Here is a 20,871-nt window from a genome sequence, read left to right on the forward strand (position 1 = left end):
GGGACCCCTCCTTACATCCACGGCGGATGTCCGCGCCCCGACTCAACGGGGGAGGACGGCCGGGTAGGGTCCGCCTCGTGGCGTCCACCGTCGGGGTCATCACCCACAACCGGAACTTCCGCAGCCTGTTCCTGGCCCAACTGGTGGTCTTCGGCGCCGACTGGTTCGTGATGGTGCCGTTGCTGGTCCTGTTGCCGCAGCTCACCGGCAGCGGCGTGTGGGGTGCGCTGGTGCTGGCCGTGGACACCGGCGTCGTGGCGCTGCTGCTGCCGTACACCGGGACCGTCGCCGACCGGTTCGACCGGCGCAAGATCATGATCGCCGCGAACGTGGCCGCGCTGGTCGGCGCACTGCTCCTGCTCGGCGTACGCGACGCCGGCACGGCCTGGTTGGCGATGCTCGGCATCGGCGTGATCGCGGTGGCCAAGGCGTTCTATTCCCCGGCCGCGCAGGCGGCCCTGCCGAACGTGCTCGACCCGGAGGAGTTGGCCGCGGGCAACGCGGTCGCCGGGTCGGCCTGGGGCACCATGACCGTCGTCGGTGCCTCCCTCGGCGGGATTCTCAGCGCCGCCGCCGGACCGTACGTCTGCTTCTGGGTCGCCGCGGTCGCGCTGGTGCTCGCCGCGGTGCTGGCCACCCGGATCCGCCGCCCCCTCCAGGCGCACCGCGAGCGGGACGAGGCACCGCCGCAGACCTGGGCGGCGATCCGTGAGGCGCTGGGCTACATCGCGCACCGCCCACGGGTGTTGGCGCTGGTGACGGTGAAGTCGGCGGTCGGCCTGGGCAACGGTGTGCTGACCGTCTTCCCGCTGCTGGCCGGGGTGTACGGCGTCGGCGCGCTCGGCACCGGCCTGCTCTTCGCGGTACGCGGCGCGGGCGCGCTGGTCGGCCCGATCCTGATGCGTCGGGTGCTGACCAACCGGGCCTGGCTGCTGCCTGGACTGGCGCTGTCCATGTCGGCGTACGGACTGGCCTATCTGGGCACCTCGGTGGTGCCCTGGTTCCCGCTGGTGCTGGTGCTGGTCTTCGTGGCGCACTTCGCCGGGGGCAGCAACTGGGTGATGTCGAACTTCGCGTTGCAGGGCGAGGTGCCGGACCGGTTGCGGGGCCGGGTGTTCGCCACCGACATGATGCTGGCGACGTTGGCGATCTCGGTCAGCCAGCTCGCGGTCGCCGCGGTGGTGGACGTGGTGGACGAACGGATCGTGCTGGCCAGTTGCGGCCTGGTCACGTTGACGTACGCGATCGGCTGGCGGGTGGCCACCCGACGGCTCTCGCTCGCCGCCGTGGCGCCGACCGTCGCCGGGAGCGGCACCAGGTGAGACCTGTGTGGCCCTGGCACGTCAGGGCGTGCCGGTGGGCGGCCGGTACGCCTCGACCGGCTGCGCACCCCAGGCCGCCGGGGCGCTCGACGTGGCCGGGACCGGCCCGCTGCCGCGACCGGCCAACGCGGCGGCGACCAGCAGTCCGACTGCGGCCGGGAGGAGCAGGGCGCGGATCACCCCGACGAACAGGGACAGCACGCCGAACCGGGCGGGCCCCTCGGCGGCCGTCCACGGCAGTGCGACCGACCAGGCGACGCTGATCAGCGTGAGGACGAGCAGGACGACGAGTCCGGCCAGCACCAGACGACGGGCCGCGTCCGGCAGCCGACCCCGGGCCGACGCCAGTACGCCCCCGGTGACCAGCACCGCCAGCGTCGGCAGCTCCATCGCCACCTGCACCAGCAGATATCTGACGTCGATCACGCAGTCCTCCCGAAGCCGTCGATCTGGGCAGACTAGAACCCGTGGACAAGCGTGCTCGGGCGCGAGGTGTCGTCCCGAGGGGCGGGTGGTGCGCCGGACGCCGCCGGTGGGGCCCTAGCATGGGCGGCGTGCCGACCACATTCGCCGCCGGCCCGGTCCGGGTCCGGGTCCCCGCCACCAGTGCGAACCTGGGTCCCGGCTTCGACGCCCTGGGCCTCGCCCTCGCGCTCTACGACGACGTCGCCGCCGAGGTGACGGCGGGCGGTGTGATCGTCTCGGTGTCCGGTGAGGGCGCCGACGACCTGCCGGCCGACGACGGGCACCTGGTGGTACGCGCCATGCGGGCGACCTTCGACGAGCTCGGCGGCCAGCCGTCCGGGCTGGCGTTGGAGTGTGTCAACCGGATCCCGCAGGCGCGTGGACTCGGTTCCTCCTCGGCGGCGATCGTGGCCGGTGTGTTGCTGGCCCGGGCCCTGGTGGTCGACGGCGCACAGCAGCTCGACGATGCCGCCGTGCTGCGGCTGGCGGCCCGCATCGAGGGGCATCCGGACAATGTCGCGCCCTGCCTGCTCGGCGGGTTCACGCTGGCCTGGACGGAGTCCTCGGGCGCGCGGGCGGTGTCGTTGCCGGTGGCCGGGGGCGTACGCCCGACGGTGCTGGTGCCGACCGAGCGCGGGCTGACCGCGTCCGCGCGGGCGGCGCTGCCGGCGACCGTGCCGCATGCCGACGCCGCGCTGAACGCGGGACGGGCGGCGCTGCTGGTGCACGCGTTGACCACCGAGCCGGGTCTGTTGCTGCCGGCCACCGTCGACCGACTGCACCAGGGTTATCGCGCACCGTCGATGCCCGGTACGAGCGCGGTGGTTCAGGCGTTGCGTGCGGCCGGTGTGGCGGCCGTGGTCAGTGGGGCGGGCCCGACCGTGCTCGCCCTGTCTGAGCTGCCGGAAGGCTTCGACGCGGGAACAGAATGGCAGGTTCTGCAGTTGCCGATAGACGTGCCCGGCGCGCAGGTCGAGCAGGGTAGACTCGGACACGCGGAGCGGGACCCTGTTGCCGCAGGTCGGAAGAGTTGATTACGCTCTAGACTTAGCACAGCCGCGAAGCATGCGATCTCCTGCGGGTCGGCGCACCCCCGAAGCTTTCGGCGGTAAGCCCGTCACCCCTGCTTAGGCATACGCCGCACCGCAGTCTTCACTGGTCGCCGCAGACGGCGAAACCCGCTCACCGGCTTTCTGGTGGGTCGGGCGACCGACCGGCTGCTGTGTCACAGACTCCCGCGAAGCGTCATGCGAGGCGGGTGCACCGAGGCCGCCCGGCCACCTGTTAGTCGATTCCGGGCAGTCCCGGCCTTATCGAGGGAAGGAATCCATTGAGCGACACCACCGACGTGACGTCGGATGTTTCCAACGTCGCTGGCGATGCCACCACCGCTGCCCCTGCCCGGCGTCGGCGCAGCGGCACCGGCCTGTCGGCGATGCTGCTGCCGGAGCTGCAGAGCCTGGCCGCGTCGCTCGGCATCTCGGGTACGGCTCGTATGCGCAAGGGCGAGCTGATCAGCGCGATCTCCGAGCGCCAGGGCAGCGCCGCCGGGGCCCCTCGACCACGGGCCGAGGTCGCGGCGGCCGCCGCACCGGTCCGCGAGGAGGTTCACGCGGAGGTCCGCGACGCGGGTGAGCGGCCGGAGGCCGAGCGTCGCGCCGAGCCGCCCGCGGCGAGCGTCGAGACCGAGGGCCGTAGCCGGACCCGGCGCAGCCGGGCCACCGCTGCTGCGGAGCCCCGGGCCGAGGAGCCCCGCACCGAGGAGCCCGCCGCCGAGACCGGCGAGCGCACCGAGGGCCGGTCCGGCCGCGAGCGTGGCGCCGAGCGTGCGGAGCGGGGCGAGCGCGCCGAGCGTGCGGAGCGGGGCGAGCGCACCGAACGCGGCACCGACCGTGCGGAGAAGACCGACCGTGCCGAGCGCGGCGAGCGTGGCACCGACCGCGCCGAGCGTGCGGAGCGCAGCGACCGTGGCGACCGCACCGAGCGGGCCGAGCGCACCGAGCGGGGTGACCGCACCGAGCGCACCGAGCGGGGTGACCGCACCGAGCGCACCGACCGCGGTGACCGTGGTGACCGCAACGACCGGGGTGACCGGGGCGAGCGCGGGCAGCGGTCCGACCGGGACAACGACGGTGACGACGACGGCGAGGGCGGCGGTCGGCGTAGCCGGCGCAGCCGCTTCCGGGACCGTCGGCGCGGTCGTGGCGACCGTAACGAGGGCGACCGTAACGAGGGCGGGCGTGAGCCGCAGGTCGGCGAGGACGACGTGCTCGTCCCGGTGGCCGGCATCGTCGACGTGCTCGACAACTACGCCTTCGTCCGGACCACCGGTTACCTCGCCGGCGCCAACGACGTGTACGTGTCGATGTCCCAGATCAAGAAGTACGGGCTGCGGCGCGGTGACGCGATCACCGGTGCGGTCCGCGCGGCGCGCGACGGCGAGCAGCGGCGGGACAAGTACAACCCGCTGGTCCGGCTGGACACCATCAACGGGATGGAGCCGGACGAGGCCAAGCGTCGGCCGGAGTTCTACAAGCTCACCCCGCTGTACCCGCAGGAGCGGTTGCGGCTGGAGACCGAGCCGCACATCCTGACCACCCGGGTGATCGACCTGGTCATGCCGATCGGCAAGGGCCAGCGGGCGCTGATCGTCTCGCCGCCGAAGGCGGGTAAGACGATGGTGCTCCAGGCGATCGCGAACGCGATCACGCACAACAACCCGGAGTGCCACCTGATGGTGGTGCTGGTCGACGAGCGGCCCGAAGAGGTCACCGACATGCAGCGGTCGGTGAAGGGCGAGGTCATCGCGGCCACGTTCGACCGTCCGCCGCAGGACCACACCACCGTCGCCGAGCTGGCGATCGAGCGGGCCAAGCGCCTGGTCGAGCTGGGTCACGACGTGGTCGTCCTGCTCGACTCGGTGACCCGGCTCGGCCGGTCGTACAACCTGGCGGCGCCGGCCAGCGGCCGGATCATGTCGGGTGGTATCGACTCCACCGCGCTGTACCCGCCGAAGCGGTTCCTCGGCGCGGCCCGCAACATCGAGAACGGCGGCTCGCTGACCATCCTCGCCACCGCGCTGGTGGAGACCGGTTCGATGGCGGACACGGTCATCTTCGAGGAGTTCAAGGGCACCGGCAACGCGGAGCTGAAGCTGGACCGGAAGATCGCCGACAAGCGGACCTTCCCGGCCATCGACATCCACCCGTCCGGCACCCGCAAGGAGGAGATCCTGCTCGCGCCGGAGGAGCTGGCCATCGTGCACAAGCTCCGCAAGGTGCTGCACTCGCTGGACTCGCAGGCGGCGCTCGACCTCCTGCTGGACCGGCTCAAGCAGTCCCGCACCAACATCGAGTTCCTGATGCAGATCGCCAAGTCGACGCCGGGGGAGTGACCTCCACCGGGTGAGATTCGTCGAAGGGGCGCGGCCGACACGGTCGCGCCCCTTCGACGTACGCGTCGGGGGTTCTCTCCTTCGTCACGGCGGCCCCACCGACCTCACGCGCCCCGCCTCCGGCAGGCCGGAATGCGCCCGCCGGTCTGGGGAATGCGGAGACTGGGTCCGGCGTTGACCTGGCCGACCAGCCGGTACGGCCCGCTTCGCGGGGCTGCCGGGCCCCATGGCAGACTGGTCAATCGGCCACCGGTTCCGGTTCACGCCCGATCGGCGCGCACTGGCGCGCGAGGGCGACCCGGCGACCACGACGAGAGGACCGAGGCGAGATGAAGTCCAACATTCACCCGGAGTACGTGACCACCGAAGTCACCTGCTCCTGCGGCAGCAGCTTCACCACCCGCAGCACCGCGAAGGGCGGCTCGATCCACGTCGAGACGTGCAGCGCCTGCCACCCGTTCTACACGGGCAAGCAGCGCGTCCTGGACACCGCGGGCCGGGTCGCGAAGTTCCAGCAGAAGTACGCCAAGGTTCAGGCCAAGAAGGCCAAGTAGCTCCTGGTCCGACGCCCGCGTCCGGTCTTCCCGGACGCGGGCGTCGTCCGTCTGTCGTCCGGTCTCCCCGCCGTCCAAGGAGCGATCCCCAGCATGAGCAGCGAGCGCCTGGCCGCCCTCCTCGACGAGTACGCCGAGCTGGAGAAGCGCCTGGCCGACCCCGCCATCCACGCCGACCAGGGCACCGCCCGTCGGGTCGGCCGCCGGTACGCCGAACTGGTGCCGCTGCACAAGGCCGCCGGGGAGTTGGAGCAGGCCCGGGCCGACCTGACCGCGGCCCGGGAGCTGGCCGCCGAGGACGCGTCGTTCGCGGCCGAGGCGGAGACGATCGCGTCGACGCTGCCGGCCCTGGAGGAACGCCTGGCCGAGCTGCTCATCCCGCGCGACCCGCACGACGCCAAGGACGTCATCGTCGAGATCAAGGCCGGTGAGGGCGGCGAGGAGTCCGCGCTGTTCGCCGGTGACCTGCTGCGGATGTACACCCGGTACGCGGAGCGGCGCGGCTGGCTCACCGAGGTGATCGACGCGCAGGACTCCGACCTCGGCGGGGTCAAGGACGTCTCGCTGGCGATCAAGACCAAGGGCGTACCCGACGGGGGCAACGGCGTCTGGTCCCGGCTCAAGTGGGAGGGCGGCGTGCACCGGGTGCAGCGGGTGCCGGTGACCGAGTCGCAGGGGCGGATCCACACCAGCGCGGCGGGTGTGCTGGTGCTGCCGGAGGCCGAGGAGGTCGACGTCACCATCGACCCGAACGAGCTGCGCATCGACGTGTTTCGGTCGTCCGGTCCCGGCGGCCAGTCGGTCAACACCACCGACTCGGCGGTGCGGATCACCCACCTGCCGACCGGCATCGTGGTCTCCTGCCAGAACGAGAAGTCCCAGTTGCAGAACCGGGAGCAGGCCCTGCGGATCCTGCGTGCCCGGCTGCTCGCCGCCGCGCAGGAGCAGGCCGACGCCGCCGCCTCGGACGCGCGCAAGGCGCAGGTCCGTACGGTGGACCGCTCGGAGCGGATCCGCACGTACAACTTCCCGCAGAACCGGATCACCGACCACCGGATCGGCTACACGGCGTACAACCTGGATCTGGCGTTGGCCGGTGACCTGGACGGCGTGCTCGACGCGCTCAGCGAGGCGGACCGTGCCGCCCGTCTGGCCGGCGATCCGGAGCTGGCCCGCCGCTGAGGGCGCTCAGGCGCTACGCGGCCGGGTCTTGGCCTGCAACATCTCCCGGTCGGCGGCCTCGAAGGCGGCGCCGAGCGCGTCCCGTTGCCCCGGCCCGGCGGCGCCCACCTCGGCGAAGCCGATGCTGACGCCGACCGGCGTGCCGGGCACCAGCGACTCCCAGTCCTCGGTGCGGATCGCGGCGTCGATCCGACGCGCCACCTCGGCGGCCTCGGACATCCCGGCGCCGGCCAGCACCACCACGAACTCGTCGCCGCCGTAGCGGGCCACGAAGTCGCCCCGGCGCATCACCCGGTTGATCACCCCGGCGACCCGCTGGAGCACCAGGTCGCCCGAGTGGTGGCCGTGCCGGGTGTTGACCGCCTTGAAACCGTCCAGGTCGCAGACGCCGATCACGACGCGTTCGCCCCGGGCGACCACCGCGGCGATGTACCGCTCCAGTCGACGCCGGTTCGGCAGCCCGGTCAGCGGGTCGGTCAGCGCCTCGCCCTCGAACCGGGCGGCCTCGCGGCGCATCTCCTCGTGGTCGATCCGGGCGGCGATGCCGTCGATGTAGACGTCGCGGAGCCGGTCGTGCCGTTGCGCGGCGAGCCGGAAGGCCAGCCGGTCGGCGCGGTGCGCCGCCGCGTGGTCACCGGCGCGGGCCAGCGCGATGCTGCGTAGGCGTGCCGGTTCGGCCGCGCCGAGCGTCTCGGCGGAGACCTGGACGGCGTCCAGCCGGGTGACCGCCTCGATCGGTCGGCCGGCGGCCACGGCCAGGCAGGCCTGGCCGAGCTGGCGCATGTCGCGGGCGCGGGCGCTGTCCGCACCGTGGCCGAGCAGACGGGCCGGGTCGGCGCCGACCGGTGAGTCGATCTCGTCCCCGAGGGCGGCGCGACGGGCCGCCGCGTAGCCGTACGCGGCCAGGCTGCTCGGCCGCAGCCGGTCGGCGCGACCGGCGGTGACGAACCGGTCGAGGTCGGTGGCGACGTCCCGCAGGACCCGCAGGCACCCGTCGCTGTCGCCGGTGTGGTCCAGGGCGACCGCGTTGCGCAGCCGGATCCCGGGGGCGGCGAAGGTCTCCTCCGGGATGCCGGCGGTGGTGCCGAGCTGGCGGGCCCGTTCGATCGCGCCGAGCGCGTAGCCGTGGAAGCTGAGGTAGGAGTAGGCCATCGCCAGGTCGTGCCAACCCCAGGCGGTGTCCCGGTCCGGGTCGTCGACCGCGCCCAGCGCCCGGGCGGCCTTCACCAGGTGCGTCACGCAGCGGTCCAGCGCGCCCTGGTGGTGGGCGGCCAGCGCGGCCAGCGCGTTGAGATGACCGTGCAGGTACGGCTCGGCGAGGTCGCGTACGGCCGCGGACGCCTCCTCGATCGCCCGGGTGTACTCCGCCGTGCGACCGAGATTGATCAACGCGGAGAGCCGCTGGACGAGCGCGTCGGCACGGGCCCGGGGGTCGGCGCTGGTGCACAGCACCCGGTCCAGGATCGCGTACGCCTCGTTCGAGCGGCTGACCTCCTGCAACGCCCGCGCCTTCGTCAGGGCGTCAACCTGGTCGTCGACCCGGTCGAGCCAGCCCACCCCTCGACCTCCCGTCGGTGTGTCGCCGGATGCACCCGCTTATGCACGTGCACCGCGACGACTCATGATTATGGCGTGACCTCCGTGCCGCAACACCCGTCCGAAGGGACGAGACGCGAGCGCCCCGCCGTCGTGCTGGCCCGCGCCGCCCGTGCCCTGGCCGACGCCGGGGTGCCCTCGGCCCGCGCCGAGGCCGAGCTTCTGGCCGCGTACGTGCTGGCGGTGCCCCGGGGACGGCTGGCGCTCGCCGACGGTTTCACCGCCGAGCAACGGGACCGCTTCGAGGCGTTGGTGACCCGCCGTTCCCGGCGGGAGCCACTGCAACACCTCACCGGAAGCGCCGGCTTCCGGCATCTGGAGCTGGCCGTCGGGCCGGGCGTCTTCGTACCCCGCCCGGAGACCGAACTGCTCGCCGGCTGGGGCGTCGAGCGGGCCGCCGAGCGGGCGGCCGACGGGACGACGCCGGTGGTGGTGGACCTGTGCAGCGGATCGGGGGCGATCGCGTTGTCGGTGGCGCAGGAGGTGCCGGCGGCCCGGGTGGTGGCGGTGGAGCGCTCACCCGCCGCGCTGACCTGGCTGCGTCGCAACGCGGCGACCCGGGCGGCGGCGGGGGACCGGCCGATCGAGGTGGTGGCGGCCGACGTGACCGCACCGGATCTGCTGGCGGAGTTGGTCGGTCGGGTGGACGTCCTGCTCTGCAACCCGCCCTACGTGCCGCTCGCGGTGGCCGTACCGCCCGAGGTGGCCGGGCACGACCCGGCCGAGGCGGTGTTCGGCGGCGACGACGGCCTGACCGTGATCCGTCCGGTGCTGCGGCGGGCGGCGGACCTGCTGCGCGCCGGTGGCGCCGTCGGCGTGGAGCACGACGACACCCACGGCGCGTCGGTGCCCGACCTGCTCGCCGCCGACGGTCGCTACACCGCGATCACCGCCCACCACGACCTCGCCGACCGGTCCCGTTTCGCCACCGCGTTCCGTCGCCCGGACCACCGGCGACCCGCGACGGCCGACACGTGGCAGACTGGCTCCTCGTGATGCTCTACGACTGCCGGTCCCTCGCCGACCGGGACCGCGGCATCGCTGCGGCCATCGAGGCGGTGCGCAACGGCGAACTGGTCGTCCTGCCGACCGACACCGTGTACGGGGTCGGTGCCGACGCCTTCACGCCGTACGCGGTGAAGGCGCTGGTGGACGCCAAGGGCGGGACGCAGGCGTCGCCGCCGGTACTGATCGGCTCCCGGCACACCCTCGACGGTCTGGTCTACACGCTGCCGCAGGCCGCCCGCGATCTGGTGGAGGCGTTCTGGCCGGGGGCGCTGACCATCCTGGTGAAGCACTCGGCGAGCCTGCGGTGGGATCTGGGCGACGACAGCGGGGTGGTGGCGGTCCGGATGCCGTTGCACCCGGTGGCGTTGGAGGTGCTGCGGGAGACCGGGCCGATGGCGGTCGCCTCGGCCAACAAGATCGGCCGTCCGGCGGCGCAGACCGCCGACGAGGCGCGGGAGCAACTGGCGTACTCGGTGCGGGCGTACCTGGAGGCCGGTCCGGCCGTCGATCCGGTGCCCAGCACGATCGTGGACCTGACCGGTGAGGTGCCGATGGTGGTCCGCGAGGGCGCCATCGACCTGGCCCGGCTGCGCGACGTGGTGCCGGAGCTGGTCGAGAGCCAGGTGGCGTGAATGCCTCCGTTCACCGTCCTGCACGTCTGCATGGGGAACATCTGCCGCTCGCCGATGGCGGAGCGGCTGCTCACCCTCGCGGTGGGCCAGCGGCTGGCCCGGCACGACCTCGACCCCGGCCGGGCCGAGGAGCTGCTGCACAGCCACAGCGCGGGCACCGGCGGCTGGCACGCCGGTGAGGAGATGAACCCGCCGGCGGCGCGCCAGGTGACCACCCGGGGCGGCACCGTGACCGGCTTCGCCGCGCGGAAGCTGCGCTCCGACCACATCGACGCCGCGGACCTGGTCCTGACCGCCACCGCCGACCAGCAGGAGTACGTGGTCGCGTTGCGTCCCGACGCCGCCTCGCGCACCTTCGTGCTCGGCGAGTTCGGTCGGCTGCTGACCGCGCTGGACCGCGACGGGCTGCCCTCGGCCGAGGCCACTCCGGACGCGGTGTTCGCCCGGGGCGTGGCGGTGGTGGTGGCCGCGAACACCGCTCGCCAGGGCGCGTCCCTGCTGCCCAGCGACGACCTCGACGACCCGTGGGGGCGCGGCGACCAGTGCTTCAGCCGGGTGGCGGACGAGATCGAGGAGACGATCCACCCGCTCGCGGCGATCCTGTTGCCCTGATCGGTGAACTTCCTCCGGGTTTGAGGAAAAGCGGGGCGCAAAGGGTGGTTAGCGCCATTCTGGGAGGGTCCTGACGGCTCCTGCGGGGAGAGCTGATGACCCGGGCGTTCCTGCCGAAAGTGTTCACCGTCCTGCTGGCCGGCACGTTGGCCGGGCTGGCCCTGGCGGTGGCGGCGCTGCCGGCCGCGCTGGTGTTCGGAATCGGTTTCTCGGCGATGGCCGCGCCGTACACGGAGTTGCCCAACACGCTGCGGACACCACCCACGGCCCAGCGCTCCAACCTGTACGCCAAGGACGGCACCACCCTGATCACCTCCTTCTATCAGGAGGACCGGGTGGACGTGCCGCTGGACGAGGTGGCCCCGGTGATGCGCCAGGCCATCATCGCCGCCGAGGACGTCCGGTTCCACGAGCACAGCGGCGTCGACCTGCGGGGTGTGGCGCGGGCCTTCGCCGCCAACCAGGGCTCCGGCGGCACCCGGCAGGGCGCCTCCACGCTGACCATGCAGTACGTCCGCAACGTGTTGAGCACCGACCCCCGGTTGACCGAGTCGCAACGGGCGGCGGCCACCGAGGTCAGCACCGCCCGCAAGATCCAGGAGATCCGGTACGCGCTGGCGCTGGAGCGGGAGCTTACCAAGGACCAGATCCTGGCCCGGTACCTCAACATCGCGTACTTCGGTGCCGGGGCGTACGGCGTCGCCGCCGCCAGCAAGCGCTACTTCTCCACCACGCCGGACCGGCTCACGCTGGCCCAGGCGGCGATGCTGGCCGGGCTGGTCCGGTCCCCGCACACCGACGACCCGATCAACGGCGACGCGGACGCGGCCACCGCCCGCCGGGGGTACGTGCTGGACCAACTGGTCGGCACCGGTCAGCTCACCGCCGAGGCGGCGGACGCGGCCCGGAGCGAACCGTTGAACCTGCGGCCCAGCGAGACGCCGAACGACTGCACGGCGGTGCCCTCGGGGCACAACGACTGGGGTTTCTTCTGCGACTGGTTCACCCGCTGGTGGAACGAGCAGAAGGCGTTCGGTGGCACGGTCGACGAGCGGCAGCGCACCCTGCGCCGGGGCGGCTTCACCATCGTCACCTCGCTCGACCCGAGCGTGCAGCGGGCCACCACCGAGCAGGTCCGGCGGGTCTACTCGGTAAACGAGCCGCACGCCATGCCGACGGCGGTGGTGGAACCCGGCACCGGTCGGGTGCTCGCCATGTCGGTCAACCGCAACTACAGCGTCGCGGCCAACCCGCCCGGGCAGACCAACTACCCGAACACGGTCAACCAGCTCGTCGCCGGTGGCGGCACGATCGTCGGGTACCAGGGCGGTTCGACGTTCAAGCTGTTCACCATGCTGGCCGCGTTGGAGGCCGGGATGCCGCTGCGGACCGTGTACGACGCCCCGTCGCGCATCGTCACCGGCTACCGGATCAGCGGCGAGACGAACTGCGGCGGGTACTGGTGTCCGTCGAACGCCAGCGCCTCGATGCGCGGCGAGCACGACATGTGGTCGGCGTTCGGCGAGTCGGTCAACACGTACTTCGTCTGGCTGACCGAACGGGTCGGCGCGGACCGGGTGGTGGAGATGGCCGAGCGGCTCGGCATCGTGCTGCGGGCCGAGGACGACATCCGGTTGGCCCGGCACGGCGCGCGCGAGTGGGGACCGTTCACCCTCGGGGTGGCCGCCACCACCCCACTGGACCTGGCCGGGGCGTACGCCACGCTGGCGGCGGAGGGGACGTGGTGCGCGCCCACCCCGGTCACCTCGATCGTCGACGGCACCGGTCGTCGGGTGACCGCCGGTCAGCCGGACTGCCGTCAGGTGCTCGACGTCGACGTGGCCCGCGCGGCGGCGGACGCCGCCCGCTGCCCGGTCGGGGACCAGTCGATGTACCAGGGCTGCTACGGCGGCACCGCGCCCGCCCTGCGCGGTCAGCTCGGTCGGCCGGTGGCCGGCAAGACGGGCAGCTCCGAGCGGTACGCCACGGAGACCGTGGTGGCCTTCACCCCGCAGCTCGCGGCGGCGGCGATGGCGGCCAACCCGGACGACCCGCAGGACGCGGTCGGCCGGGCGGTGCAGAGCCGGTTGGTGGAGGGGGTGGGGGAGATCCTCGCCTTCGCGCTGCGCGACGTGCCGTCCCGTGACTTCGTGCCGCCCAGCGAGACGACCGCGTGGCGATACACCACCGGCCGCAGTGGCGACTGAGCGGTCCCGCCCTGATCAGCGTGGGGCCGTTGGTGCCTCGACGGCGATCCGCCCGGCGTCGGCGGCGATGTTGCGGGCCATTCCGCCGAAGACCACCGCGTGGAACGGCGCCACCGCCGCCCAGTAGGCGTGTCCGCCGAGCCCTCGGGGCAGGAACACCGCCCGCTGGCGGTACCGGACCTGGCCGTCGTCGTCTCGCCGTACCTGCATCTCCAGCCAGGCCCGACCGGGCAGCCGCATCTCGGCCCGCAGGCGCAGCAGCTCACCGGGGACGATCTCCTCCACCCGCCAGAAGTCCAGCGCCTCGCCCACCCGCAGTCGGTGCGGATGCCGCCGGCCCCGGCGCAGCCCGACGCCGCCCACCAGCCGGTCCAGCCAGCCGCGCACCGACCAGGCCAGCGGGAACGAGTACCAGCCGTGCTGGCCGCCGACCCCCTCGATGACCCGCCACAGTGCCTCCGGCGAGGCCGCCACCGGCTGCTCCCGGACGTCGGTGTAGACGGTGCCACCGCTCCAGTCCGGGTCGCTGGGCAGCGGCTCGGCCGGGGCGTCCCGGCCCGCCGCCGACGACCAGCGGGTCTCCACCTCGGCGTCGCGGACCTTGGCCAGCGCCAACTCGACCGCCCGGTCGAAGCCGGTCAACCCCTCGGGCGGGTCCGGCAGGTACGCCGCGATGTCGTGCTCGTGCGCCACCGCCTCGTGCACCAGGCTCTCCACCAGCGGGCGGGCGAGCGCGTTCGGCACCGGAGTGATCAGCCCGACCCAGTGCGAGGAGAGCCGGGGCGTCAGCGCGCGCACCGGCAGCAGGACCCGGCGACCCAGCCCGGCGACCCGGGCGTACCGCTGCATCATGTCGCCGAAGGTCAGCACGTCCGGACCGGCGATGTCGAAGGCCCGGTTCACCTCCGGCGGCAGGCCCACGCAGCCGACCAGGTAGCGCAGCACGTCCCGGACGGCGATCGGCTGCACCCGGTTGGCCACCCAGCGCGGGGTGACCATCACCGGCAGCCGTTCGGTCAGGTAGCGCAGCATCTCGAACGAGGCCGAGCCGGAGCCGATGATCACCGCCGCGCGCAGCACCACCGTGGGCACGCCGCTGTCCAGCAGGATCCGGCCCACCTCGGCGCGGGAGCGCAGGTGTGCCGAGGACGCGTCGCCGGCTGCCGGCTCCGGGCCGCCGAGATAGACGATCCGGCGTACGCCCGCCGCGCGCGCCGCCTCCGCGAAGGCCGACGCGGCCTGCCGGTCGGCGTCGGCGAAGCCGGCCTGCCCGAGCGAGTGCACCAGGTAGTACGCGACGTCGACGTCGTCGAAGACGCCGGCCAGGCTCTCCGGCCGGCTCAGGTCGCCCTCTGCGATCTCGACCTGCCCCGCCCACGGCACGTCCCGCAGCCGTCCGGCCCGCCGGGCCAGGCAGCGCACCGTGTGTCCCTCGGCCAGCAGGCGGGGCGCCAGCCGCCCGCCGATGTACCCCGTCGCACCGGTCACCAGGCATCTCACGGCCTCCAGTGTGCGGGCGAATAGACTCGGGCGCTGTGGAGACCGGTAAGGGCACCTTCTGGGGGCCCGACTTCGAGCAGCTCAGCACCACCGACCCCGAGATCGCGGAGGTGGTGCTCGGCGAGCTGGACCGGCTGCGGGGCGGTCTGCAACTGATCGCCAGCGAGAACCTCACCTCGCCGGCGGTGCTGGCCGCGCTCGGCTCGACCCTGACCAACAAGTACGCCGAGGGTTACCCGGGTCGCCGCTACTACGGCGGGTGCGCCCAGGTGGACCGGGCCGAGGAGTTGGGGATCGCCCGGGCCCGGGAGCTGTTCGGCGCCGGCCACGCCAACCTCCAGCCGCACTCGGGCGCGAGCGCCAACCTGGCGGCGTACGCCGCGCTGGTGCAGCCGGGCGACACGGTGCTGGCGATGGAGTTGCCGCACGGCGGGCACCTGACCCACGGCAGCCGGGTGAACTTCTCCGGCAAGTGGTTCGACACGGTCGGCTACACCGTGCGGCGGGACACCGAGCTGATCGACTACGACGAGGTCCGTGACCTGGCCCGGACCCACCGACCAAAGATGATCATCTGTGGTGCGACGGCGTACCCGAGGCTGATCGACTTCGCCCGGTTCCGGGAGATCGCCGACGAGGTGGGCGCGTACCTGATGGTGGACGCCGCGCACTTCATCGGGCTGGTCGCCGGGCAGGCCATCCCCTCCCCGGTGCCGTACGCCGACGTGGTCTGCGCGACCACGCACAAGGTGCTGCGCGGTCCACGCGGCGGGATCATCCTCTGCCGCGAGTCGTTGGCCGAGCGGATCGACAAGGCGGTCTTCCCGTTCACCCAGGGCGGGCCGTTGATGCACGCGGTGGCGGCCAAGGCCGTCGCGCTGCGCGAGGCGGCGCAGCCGGAGTACCGCACGTACGCCGCGCAGGTGGTGGCCAACGCGCAGGCGCTCGCCGACGGGCTGGCGGCGGAGGGGATGCGGCCGGTCTCCGGCGGTACCGACACCCACCTGGCCCTGGTCGACCTGCGGGAGACCGGGGTGACCGGGGCGCAGGCCGAGGCGCGCTGCGACGCGGCGACCATCACGCTGAACAAGAACGCCATCCCGTACGACCCGCAGAAGCCGATGGTCGCCTCCGGTATCCGGGTCGGCACCCCGAGCGTCACCACGCAGGGCCTGGGCGAGCCGCAGATGCGCCAGGTCGCCGAGCTGATCGCCCGGGCGGTACGCACCGACCCGGCGGCCCCGGGCGGCACCGACGAGCTGGCCCGGGTCGCCTCCGACGTGGCCGAGCTGGTCGCCGAGTTCCCGGCGTACCCCCGATGACCGCGCCTCGCGCGGGGGAGCCCGGCGCCATCCGGTCCCGCCTGCCGCACCTGCGCCTGCCGCTGCTCGCCTGCGCCGGGCTGGCCGTGCTCGGGGTGCCGATCGCCGCGCTGCTGCGGGGCCCGACCGGCGCGGCCGGGGTGGCCGCCGGGATCGGGCTGGTGGTGGTGAGCTATCTGGTCTCCGGGCTCTCGGTGGCCTGGGCGGACGCGGTCAGCCCGAAGATGATCATGCCGGTCGGGCTGGTCACCTACGCCACCAAGATGGTCTTCCTGGGCATGGTGATGGCCGCCGTGGCGCGGACCGGCTGGCCCGGGCTGCCCGACATGGGAGTGGCGATCATCGCGGGCGTGCTGGTGTGGATCGTCGCGCACACCACCTGGGCCTGGCGCGCTCCGCTGCCGACGGTCGACCGGGCGGCGGGTCACTGACCGTACGGCCGGTGTTCGCCCGGCGTTTCGCCCCCCTTCCCGGCGGGCCGGGCAGGAGTAAGCTGAGCGCGGCTTGAGGCGCCGCATCGATTGCCCGCACGCTGCTCGCAGTGTGGGGGGTGCCGCACACTCGCGAAACACCCGGCTGATAGTGTTCGCCTCGTCATGGCCGACAACCCTCACCGCGGAAGCTCCGACGAGCACTCGTCGGAAGGCGTTGCCGGAGCCGTTCTTGGCTACCTGCTCGCCGGCATCCTGGTGTGGGGATTCCTCGGCTGGTTGGCGGGGGAATTCATCGGCCTGCCGACCGGCATCGGGATCGGCGTGGGCATGATGCTCGGCGCAGCCGGAGCGATCTACCTGATCATGAAGAGGCTCGGTGCCTGAGTTTCGGCACGCGCGGGTCTGTCGAGTGCGGAGGATGACACGGTGAGCGCAGAGCTTGTCGCCGCTGAAGGGCTGCCCTGGCCCCCGGGGGTCGAGGACTTCTATCTGCCGGAAGTGGCCGGCCCATTCGTCACCAAGTTCACTCTCATGATCTGGCTGGCCGTCGGCCTGCTGATCATCTTCTTCATGACCACCTACCGGAACCCGAAGCTGGTGCCGGGCAAGGGTCAGTGGGTGGCGGAGTCGATCTACGGCCTGGTCCGGGACAACATCGCCAAGGAACAGATGGGTAGTGCGGGCGTTCGATTCGCGCCCTATTTCACGGTGCTGTTCTGCTACGTCGCGCTGACCAACCTCTTCGGCATCATCCCGGGGTTGCAGATCTCGCCGAACTCGCACATCGCCTTCCCGATCGTGCTCGCCGCGATCACCTACGTGATGTACATCTACCTCGGTATGCGCAAGCACGGGGTCGGCGGCTACCTCAAGCAGAGCCTGATCCTGCCGGGCATCCCCTGGCCGATGCACATCCTGCTGATCCCGATCGAGTTCCTGCAGACCTTCATCAACCGGCCGGTCACCCTGGCGGTGCGTCTCTTCGCCAACATGTTCGCCGGTCACCTGATCCTGCTGGTCTTCACCATCGGTGGCTTCGTACTGCTCGCCTCGGACAACATCTTCATCCAGGCGACCTCGATCTTCTCCTTCATCATGGCGATCGTGATGGCCTTCTTCGAGGTGCTGATCGCGCTGTTGCAGGCATACGTCTTCGTCACGCTGAGCGCCAACTACATGGGATCGGCGCTCGCGTCCGAACACTGATCCGATCCCACCGGCGGGATGCCCGCCAAAGCTTCAGGTACGACCGCGTACGCGTGAAACCTCACGCGTCAAACAGGAGGAATACCCGCAATGACTGTTCTTGCCGAGATCAGCGGTAACGTCAACACGATCGGTTACGGCCTCGCCGCCGTCGGTCCCGCGATCGGCGTGGCCCTGATCTTCGTTGCGTACATCAACTCCAGCGCGCGTCAGCCCGAGTCGGCCGGCTACAACCGGACCTGGCTGGTCCTGGGCTTCGCCCTGGTCGAGGCGCTCGCCCTGTTCGGCCTGGTGCTCGCCTTCGCCGTTAACTGACCGTCCGCTTCCCGACCCGGAGGTCTGAAATGTTTGTCGCCGCCGAAGGTGTGGAGCACCACCCGCTCGTGCCGCTGTGGCAGGAGCTGGTCATCGGGACGATCGCCTTCGCCCTGCTCTGCTTCGTGCTGCTGAAGTTCGTCATGCCGCGCATGGAGGCGATGTACCAGGCGCGGGTCGACGCGATCGAGGGCGGTCTCAAGCGCGCCGAGGCGGCGCAGGCAGAGGCCAACCAACTGCTCGAGCAGTACCGGGCCCAGCTCGCCGAGGTGCGTACCGAGGCGGCGCGGATCCGGGACGACGCCCGTGCCGACGCCGAGTCGATCCGCACCGACATCCTCGCCAAGGCGCGGGAGGAGTCCGACCGGATCATCGCCGCCGGCCGGGAGTCGCTGGCCGTCGAGCGTCAGACCATCGTGCGCGAGCTGCGCGCGGAGGTCGGCGGTCTCGCGGTCGAGCTGGCCGGGCGGATCGTGGGCGAGTCGCTCGCCGACGAGGCCCGTCGTAAGGGCACCGTCGAGCGCTTCCTCACCGACCTCGAGAGCGCGGGGGCCCGCTGATGCAGGCCGCCAGCCGGGAGTCCTACACCGCCGCGAGTCAGCGGCTGGAGGAGTACGTCCGGGGCGCCGATTCGACGGCTCTCGCCACCACCGGTGCCGAACTGCTCGCCGTGGCGGACCTGCTGCGGCGGGAGGTCCGGCTGCGCCGGGCGCTCTCCGACCCGGCCCGCCCGGGCGCGGACCGGAGCGGCCTGCTCGACTCGGTGCTCTCCGGCAAGGTCGGCGCGGACGCGCTCGACCTGCTCGGGGTGCTGGTCGCCGGCCGGTGGTCGGCCCCGTCGGAGCTGCTCGAAGGTGCCGAGCGTCTCGGCGTGCAGGCGCTGCTCGCCAGCGCGGACCGCGCCGACGAGCTCGGTGAGGTCGAGGACGAGCTGTTCCGCTTCGGCCAGGTGGTCGCGGCGGACCCGCAGCTCTCCAACGCCCTGTCCGACCCGGGGGCACCGGTGGCCCAGCGGGCCGAGCTGATCGGGATGCTCCTGACGGGCAAGGCCCGGCCGGTGACGGTGCGACTGGTGGAGGCGGCCCTGGCCGGCTTCGGCGGTCGGTCGTTCTCCGCCGCGCTGTCCCGGCTGGTGGAGCTGGCGGCCGAGCGGCGTGACCGGCAGGTCGCGTACGTGACGGTCGCAGCGCCGCTGTCCGCGGACGAGGAGAGCCGGCTCACCAACCAGCTCTCGGCCATCTACGGCCGGGCGGTCGCCGTGAAGCTTACGGTTGACCCGACGATCCTCGGCGGAGCGAGCGTCCGGGTGGGTTCGGACCTGTACGACGGGACGATCCTGCGCCGCCTCAACGAGACCCGTAACGCGCTCGCGAAGCGCTGACCAGCACCCCGCGAAGCGCCCGGAATAACAGTCGACCCGAGGACCGGTCGGTACTAGGTATCCCGGGCCCCTGATACTTAAGGAAGCAGAGGATGGCCGAGCTGACCATCTCGACGGAGGAGATCCGCGGCGCCCTGGAGCGCTACGTCTCCTCCTATTCGCCCGACGTCTCCCGTGAGGAGGTCGGCACCGTCGCCGACACCGGCGACGGTATCGCCCACGTCGAGGGCCTGCCCTCGACCATGACCAACGAGCTGCTCGAGTTCGAGGACGGCACGCTCGGCGTGGCGCTGAACCTCGACGTCCGGGAGATCGGTGTCGTCGTCCTGGGCGACTACGCCGGCCTCGAGGAGGGCCAGCGGGTCAAGCGCACCGGCCGGGTGCTCTCCGTGCCGGTCGGTGACGCCTTCCTGGGCCGCGTGGTCGACGCGCTCGGCGCCCCGATCGACGGCCTCGGCGAGATCGCCGACGAGGGCTACCGCGAGCTGGAGCTCCAGGCCCCGAACGTGATGGCCCGGCAGTCCGTCTTCGAGCCGATGCAGACCGGCATCAAGGCCATCGACGCGATGACCCCGATCGGTCGGGGCCAGCGGCAGCTCATCATCGGTGACCGGAAGACCGGCAAGACCACGGTCGCCCTGGACGCCATCCTCAACCAGCGCGAGAACTGGGCCTCCGGCGACCCGACGAAGCAGGTCCGCTGCATCTACGTCGCCATCGGCCAGAAGGCCTCCACCATCGCCTCCATCAAGGGGCAGTTGGAGGAGGCGGGCGCGATGGAGTACACCACCATCGTCGCCTCCCCGGCGTCCGACCCGGCCGGCTTCAAGTACCTCGCCCCGTACACCGGCTCGTCCATCGGACAGCACTGGATGTACGGCGGCAAGCACGTCCTGATCGTCTTCGACGACCTGAGCAAGCAGGCCGAGGCGTACCGGGCCGTGTCGCTGCTGCTGCGTCGCCCGCCGGGCCGTGAGGCGTACCCGGGTGACGTCTTCTACCTGCACTCGCGGCTGCTGGAGCGGTGCGCGAAGCTCTCCGACGAGATGGGCGGCGGGTCGATGACCGGTCTGCCGATCATCGAGACGAAGGCCAACGACATCTCGGCCTTCATCCCGACCAACGTCATCTCGATCACCGACGGCCAGATCTTCCTGGAGACCGACCTGTTCAACCAGGGCGTCCGGCCGGCCATCAACGTCGGTACCTCGGTGTCCCGGGTCGGTGGCGCCGCGCAGGTGAAGCCGATGAAGAAGGTCTCCGGTTCGCTGCGGCTGAACCTGGCCCAGTACCGCGAGCTGGAGGCGTTCGCCGCCTTCGCCTCCGACCTGGACAAGGCCTCCCGCGCCCAGCTCGACCGCGGTGCCCGCCTGGTGGAGCTGCTCAAGCAGCCGAACTACTCGCCGTACCCGGTGCAGGAGCAGGTCATCTCGGTCTGGTCCGGCACCGAGGGCAAGCTGGACGACATCCCGGTCGGCGACGTGCGGCGCTTCGAGACCCAGTTCCTGGAGCACCTGCGGCGCAAGCACAACGCCACCCTGCTGGCGATCGCGGACAACAAGTGGGATGACGAGATCATCGCCACGCTGGACGCCGCCGTCACCGAGTTCAAGCAGGGCTTCCTCGGCCGGGACGACGAGCGCACGATCAACGAGGCGCCGGCAGCGCCGCTGGAGGGCGAGGCCGAGCAAGAGACGGTCACCCGTTACAGCGGCGGGGCCCCGGCCCAGAAGCGTTAGGG

General features: G+C 72.2%; 20 protein-coding genes. 17 read left to right on the forward strand and 3 right to left on the reverse strand.

What is annotated here, in order from left to right:
* Positions 1 to 77 precede the first annotated feature (77 nt).
* Positions 78 to 1,322 (forward strand): MFS transporter, encoded by a 1,245-nt coding sequence (locus tag ACIBMZ_RS03800; protein ID WP_396690705.1) that lies wholly within the window; start codon positions 78 to 80, stop codon positions 1,320 to 1,322.
* Between the two features lie 21 nt (positions 1,323 to 1,343).
* Here the strand turns inward: ACIBMZ_RS03800 and ACIBMZ_RS03805 are convergent, their stop codons facing one another.
* The gene (locus ACIBMZ_RS03805; protein WP_396690707.1) at positions 1,344 to 1,748 is read right to left on the reverse strand and encodes a DUF1418 family protein; all 405 of its coding nucleotides are present in this window, start codon (positions 1,746 to 1,748) and stop codon (positions 1,344 to 1,346) included.
* A 119-nt stretch (positions 1,749 to 1,867) separates the two neighbouring features.
* On the opposite strand from ACIBMZ_RS03805, the gene thrB reads away from it, so the two are divergent.
* From thrB to prfA, 4 genes are all read left to right on the forward strand, one after another.
* Positions 1,868 to 2,821 (forward strand): homoserine kinase, encoded by a 954-nt coding sequence (gene thrB, locus ACIBMZ_RS03810; protein WP_396690708.1) that lies wholly within the window; start codon positions 1,868 to 1,870, stop codon positions 2,819 to 2,821.
* 296 nt (positions 2,822 to 3,117) lie between these two features.
* Positions 3,118 to 5,181 (forward strand): transcription termination factor Rho, encoded by a 2,064-nt coding sequence (rho, locus tag ACIBMZ_RS03815; RefSeq protein WP_396690710.1) that lies wholly within the window; start codon positions 3,118 to 3,120, stop codon positions 5,179 to 5,181.
* A 329-nt stretch (positions 5,182 to 5,510) separates the two neighbouring features.
* Positions 5,511 to 5,735, forward strand: coding sequence for a 50S ribosomal protein L31 (gene rpmE, locus ACIBMZ_RS03820; RefSeq protein ID WP_396690712.1), 225 nt, complete (start codon positions 5,511 to 5,513; stop codon positions 5,733 to 5,735).
* Positions 5,736 to 5,828: 93 nt separating this feature from the next.
* Positions 5,829 to 6,917 carry a peptide chain release factor 1 gene (gene prfA / locus ACIBMZ_RS03825; RefSeq protein WP_396690714.1) on the forward strand — a complete coding sequence of 363 codons (1,089 nt, stop codon included), beginning with the start codon at positions 5,829 to 5,831 and terminating at the stop codon, positions 6,915 to 6,917.
* Positions 6,918 to 6,923: 6 nt separating this feature from the next.
* On the opposite strand, the gene ACIBMZ_RS03830 is transcribed toward prfA, so the two are convergent.
* A complete protein-coding gene (locus ACIBMZ_RS03830; RefSeq protein ID WP_396690716.1) occupies positions 6,924 to 8,474 on the reverse strand; it encodes a diguanylate cyclase domain-containing protein in 1,551 nt (516 codons plus the stop codon).
* A 75-nt stretch (positions 8,475 to 8,549) separates the two neighbouring features.
* Between ACIBMZ_RS03830 and prmC the strand changes: the two genes are divergently transcribed.
* The 4 genes from prmC to ACIBMZ_RS03850 all read left to right on the forward strand — a co-directional run bounded on the left by prmC (position 8,550) and on the right by ACIBMZ_RS03850 (position 12,972).
* A complete protein-coding gene (gene prmC, locus ACIBMZ_RS03835; protein WP_396690719.1) occupies positions 8,550 to 9,509 on the forward strand; it encodes a peptide chain release factor N(5)-glutamine methyltransferase in 960 nt (319 codons plus the stop codon).
* Positions 9,509 to 10,153, forward strand: coding sequence for an L-threonylcarbamoyladenylate synthase (locus tag ACIBMZ_RS03840; protein ID WP_396691012.1), 645 nt, complete (start codon positions 9,509 to 9,511; stop codon positions 10,151 to 10,153). The genes prmC and ACIBMZ_RS03840 overlap by 1 nt, the downstream gene beginning before the upstream one ends.
* Positions 10,154 to 10,765, forward strand: coding sequence for a phosphotyrosine protein phosphatase (locus tag ACIBMZ_RS03845; protein ID WP_396690721.1), 612 nt, complete (start codon positions 10,154 to 10,156; stop codon positions 10,763 to 10,765).
* Between the two features lie 95 nt (positions 10,766 to 10,860).
* Positions 10,861 to 12,972, forward strand: a complete 2,112-nt coding sequence (locus ACIBMZ_RS03850; protein WP_396690723.1) for a transglycosylase domain-containing protein — start codon at positions 10,861 to 10,863, stop codon at positions 12,970 to 12,972.
* A gap of 15 nt (positions 12,973 to 12,987) precedes the next feature.
* On the opposite strand, the gene ACIBMZ_RS03855 is transcribed toward ACIBMZ_RS03850, so the two are convergent.
* Entirely contained in the window at positions 12,988 to 14,472 is a 1,485-nt protein-coding gene (locus tag ACIBMZ_RS03855; protein WP_396690725.1) for an SDR family oxidoreductase, read from the reverse strand.
* Positions 14,473 to 14,507: 35 nt separating this feature from the next.
* On the opposite strand from ACIBMZ_RS03855, the gene glyA reads away from it, so the two are divergent.
* The 8 genes from glyA (at position 14,508) to atpA (ending at position 20,869) form a co-directional block, all read left to right on the forward strand.
* Positions 14,508 to 15,794 (forward strand): serine hydroxymethyltransferase, encoded by a 1,287-nt coding sequence (glyA, locus tag ACIBMZ_RS03860; protein ID WP_396690728.1) that lies wholly within the window; start codon positions 14,508 to 14,510, stop codon positions 15,792 to 15,794.
* Positions 15,791 to 16,225 carry a hypothetical protein gene (locus tag ACIBMZ_RS03865; RefSeq protein WP_396690730.1) on the forward strand — a complete coding sequence of 145 codons (435 nt, stop codon included), beginning with the start codon at positions 15,791 to 15,793 and terminating at the stop codon, positions 16,223 to 16,225. Before glyA ends, ACIBMZ_RS03865 begins: the two co-directional genes overlap by 4 nt.
* Before the next feature lie 165 nt (positions 16,226 to 16,390).
* Positions 16,391 to 16,612 carry a hypothetical protein gene (locus ACIBMZ_RS03870; RefSeq protein WP_396690731.1) on the forward strand — a complete coding sequence of 74 codons (222 nt, stop codon included), beginning with the start codon at positions 16,391 to 16,393 and terminating at the stop codon, positions 16,610 to 16,612.
* A gap of 42 nt (positions 16,613 to 16,654) precedes the next feature.
* Positions 16,655 to 17,434 carry a F0F1 ATP synthase subunit A gene (gene atpB, locus ACIBMZ_RS03875; RefSeq protein WP_396690733.1) on the forward strand — a complete coding sequence of 260 codons (780 nt, stop codon included), beginning with the start codon at positions 16,655 to 16,657 and terminating at the stop codon, positions 17,432 to 17,434.
* A 90-nt stretch (positions 17,435 to 17,524) separates the two neighbouring features.
* Entirely contained in the window at positions 17,525 to 17,749 is a 225-nt protein-coding gene (atpE, locus tag ACIBMZ_RS03880; protein ID WP_117225978.1) for an ATP synthase F0 subunit C, read from the forward strand.
* A 29-nt stretch (positions 17,750 to 17,778) separates the two neighbouring features.
* A complete protein-coding gene (locus ACIBMZ_RS03885; protein WP_396690735.1) occupies positions 17,779 to 18,309 on the forward strand; it encodes a F0F1 ATP synthase subunit B in 531 nt (176 codons plus the stop codon).
* A complete protein-coding gene (locus ACIBMZ_RS03890; protein WP_396690736.1) occupies positions 18,309 to 19,130 on the forward strand; it encodes a F0F1 ATP synthase subunit delta in 822 nt (273 codons plus the stop codon). The genes ACIBMZ_RS03885 and ACIBMZ_RS03890 overlap by 1 nt, the downstream gene beginning before the upstream one ends.
* A 92-nt stretch (positions 19,131 to 19,222) precedes the next feature.
* Complete coding sequence (atpA, locus tag ACIBMZ_RS03895; RefSeq protein WP_396690737.1) at positions 19,223 to 20,869, forward strand: F0F1 ATP synthase subunit alpha; 1,647 nt, start codon at positions 19,223 to 19,225, stop codon at positions 20,867 to 20,869.
* Positions 20,870 to 20,871 lie beyond the last annotated feature (2 nt).

This window comes from Micromonospora sp. NPDC049900 (assembly GCF_044461025.1).
GTDB lineage: Bacteria > Actinomycetota > Actinomycetes > Mycobacteriales > Micromonosporaceae > Micromonospora.

What these genes read in the sequence shown, in the direction of transcription:
- thrB (WP_396690708.1), top strand. Translation starts at nt 1,868, where the DNA reads ATGGGCGGCGTGCCGACCACATTCGCCGCCGGCCCGGTCCGGGTCCGG.
- rpmE (WP_396690712.1), top strand. Translation starts at nt 5,511, where the DNA reads ATGAAGTCCAACATTCACCCGGAGTACGTGACCACCGAAGTCACCTGC.
- prfA (WP_396690714.1), top strand. Translation starts at nt 5,829, where the DNA reads ATGAGCAGCGAGCGCCTGGCCGCCCTCCTCGACGAGTACGCCGAGCTG.
- ACIBMZ_RS03840 (WP_396691012.1), top strand. Translation starts at nt 9,509, where the DNA reads ATGCTCTACGACTGCCGGTCCCTCGCCGACCGGGACCGCGGCATCGCT.
- ACIBMZ_RS03845 (WP_396690721.1), top strand. Translation starts at nt 10,154, where the DNA reads ATGCCTCCGTTCACCGTCCTGCACGTCTGCATGGGGAACATCTGCCGC.
- ACIBMZ_RS03850 (WP_396690723.1), top strand. Translation starts at nt 10,861, where the DNA reads ATGACCCGGGCGTTCCTGCCGAAAGTGTTCACCGTCCTGCTGGCCGGC.
- ACIBMZ_RS03865 (WP_396690730.1), top strand. Translation starts at nt 15,791, where the DNA reads ATGACCGCGCCTCGCGCGGGGGAGCCCGGCGCCATCCGGTCCCGCCTG.
- ACIBMZ_RS03870 (WP_396690731.1), top strand. Translation starts at nt 16,391, where the DNA reads ATGGCCGACAACCCTCACCGCGGAAGCTCCGACGAGCACTCGTCGGAA.
- atpE (WP_117225978.1), top strand. Translation starts at nt 17,525, where the DNA reads ATGACTGTTCTTGCCGAGATCAGCGGTAACGTCAACACGATCGGTTAC.
- ACIBMZ_RS03885 (WP_396690735.1), top strand. Translation starts at nt 17,779, where the DNA reads ATGTTTGTCGCCGCCGAAGGTGTGGAGCACCACCCGCTCGTGCCGCTG.
- ACIBMZ_RS03890 (WP_396690736.1), top strand. Translation starts at nt 18,309, where the DNA reads ATGCAGGCCGCCAGCCGGGAGTCCTACACCGCCGCGAGTCAGCGGCTG.
- atpA (WP_396690737.1), top strand. Translation starts at nt 19,223, where the DNA reads ATGGCCGAGCTGACCATCTCGACGGAGGAGATCCGCGGCGCCCTGGAG.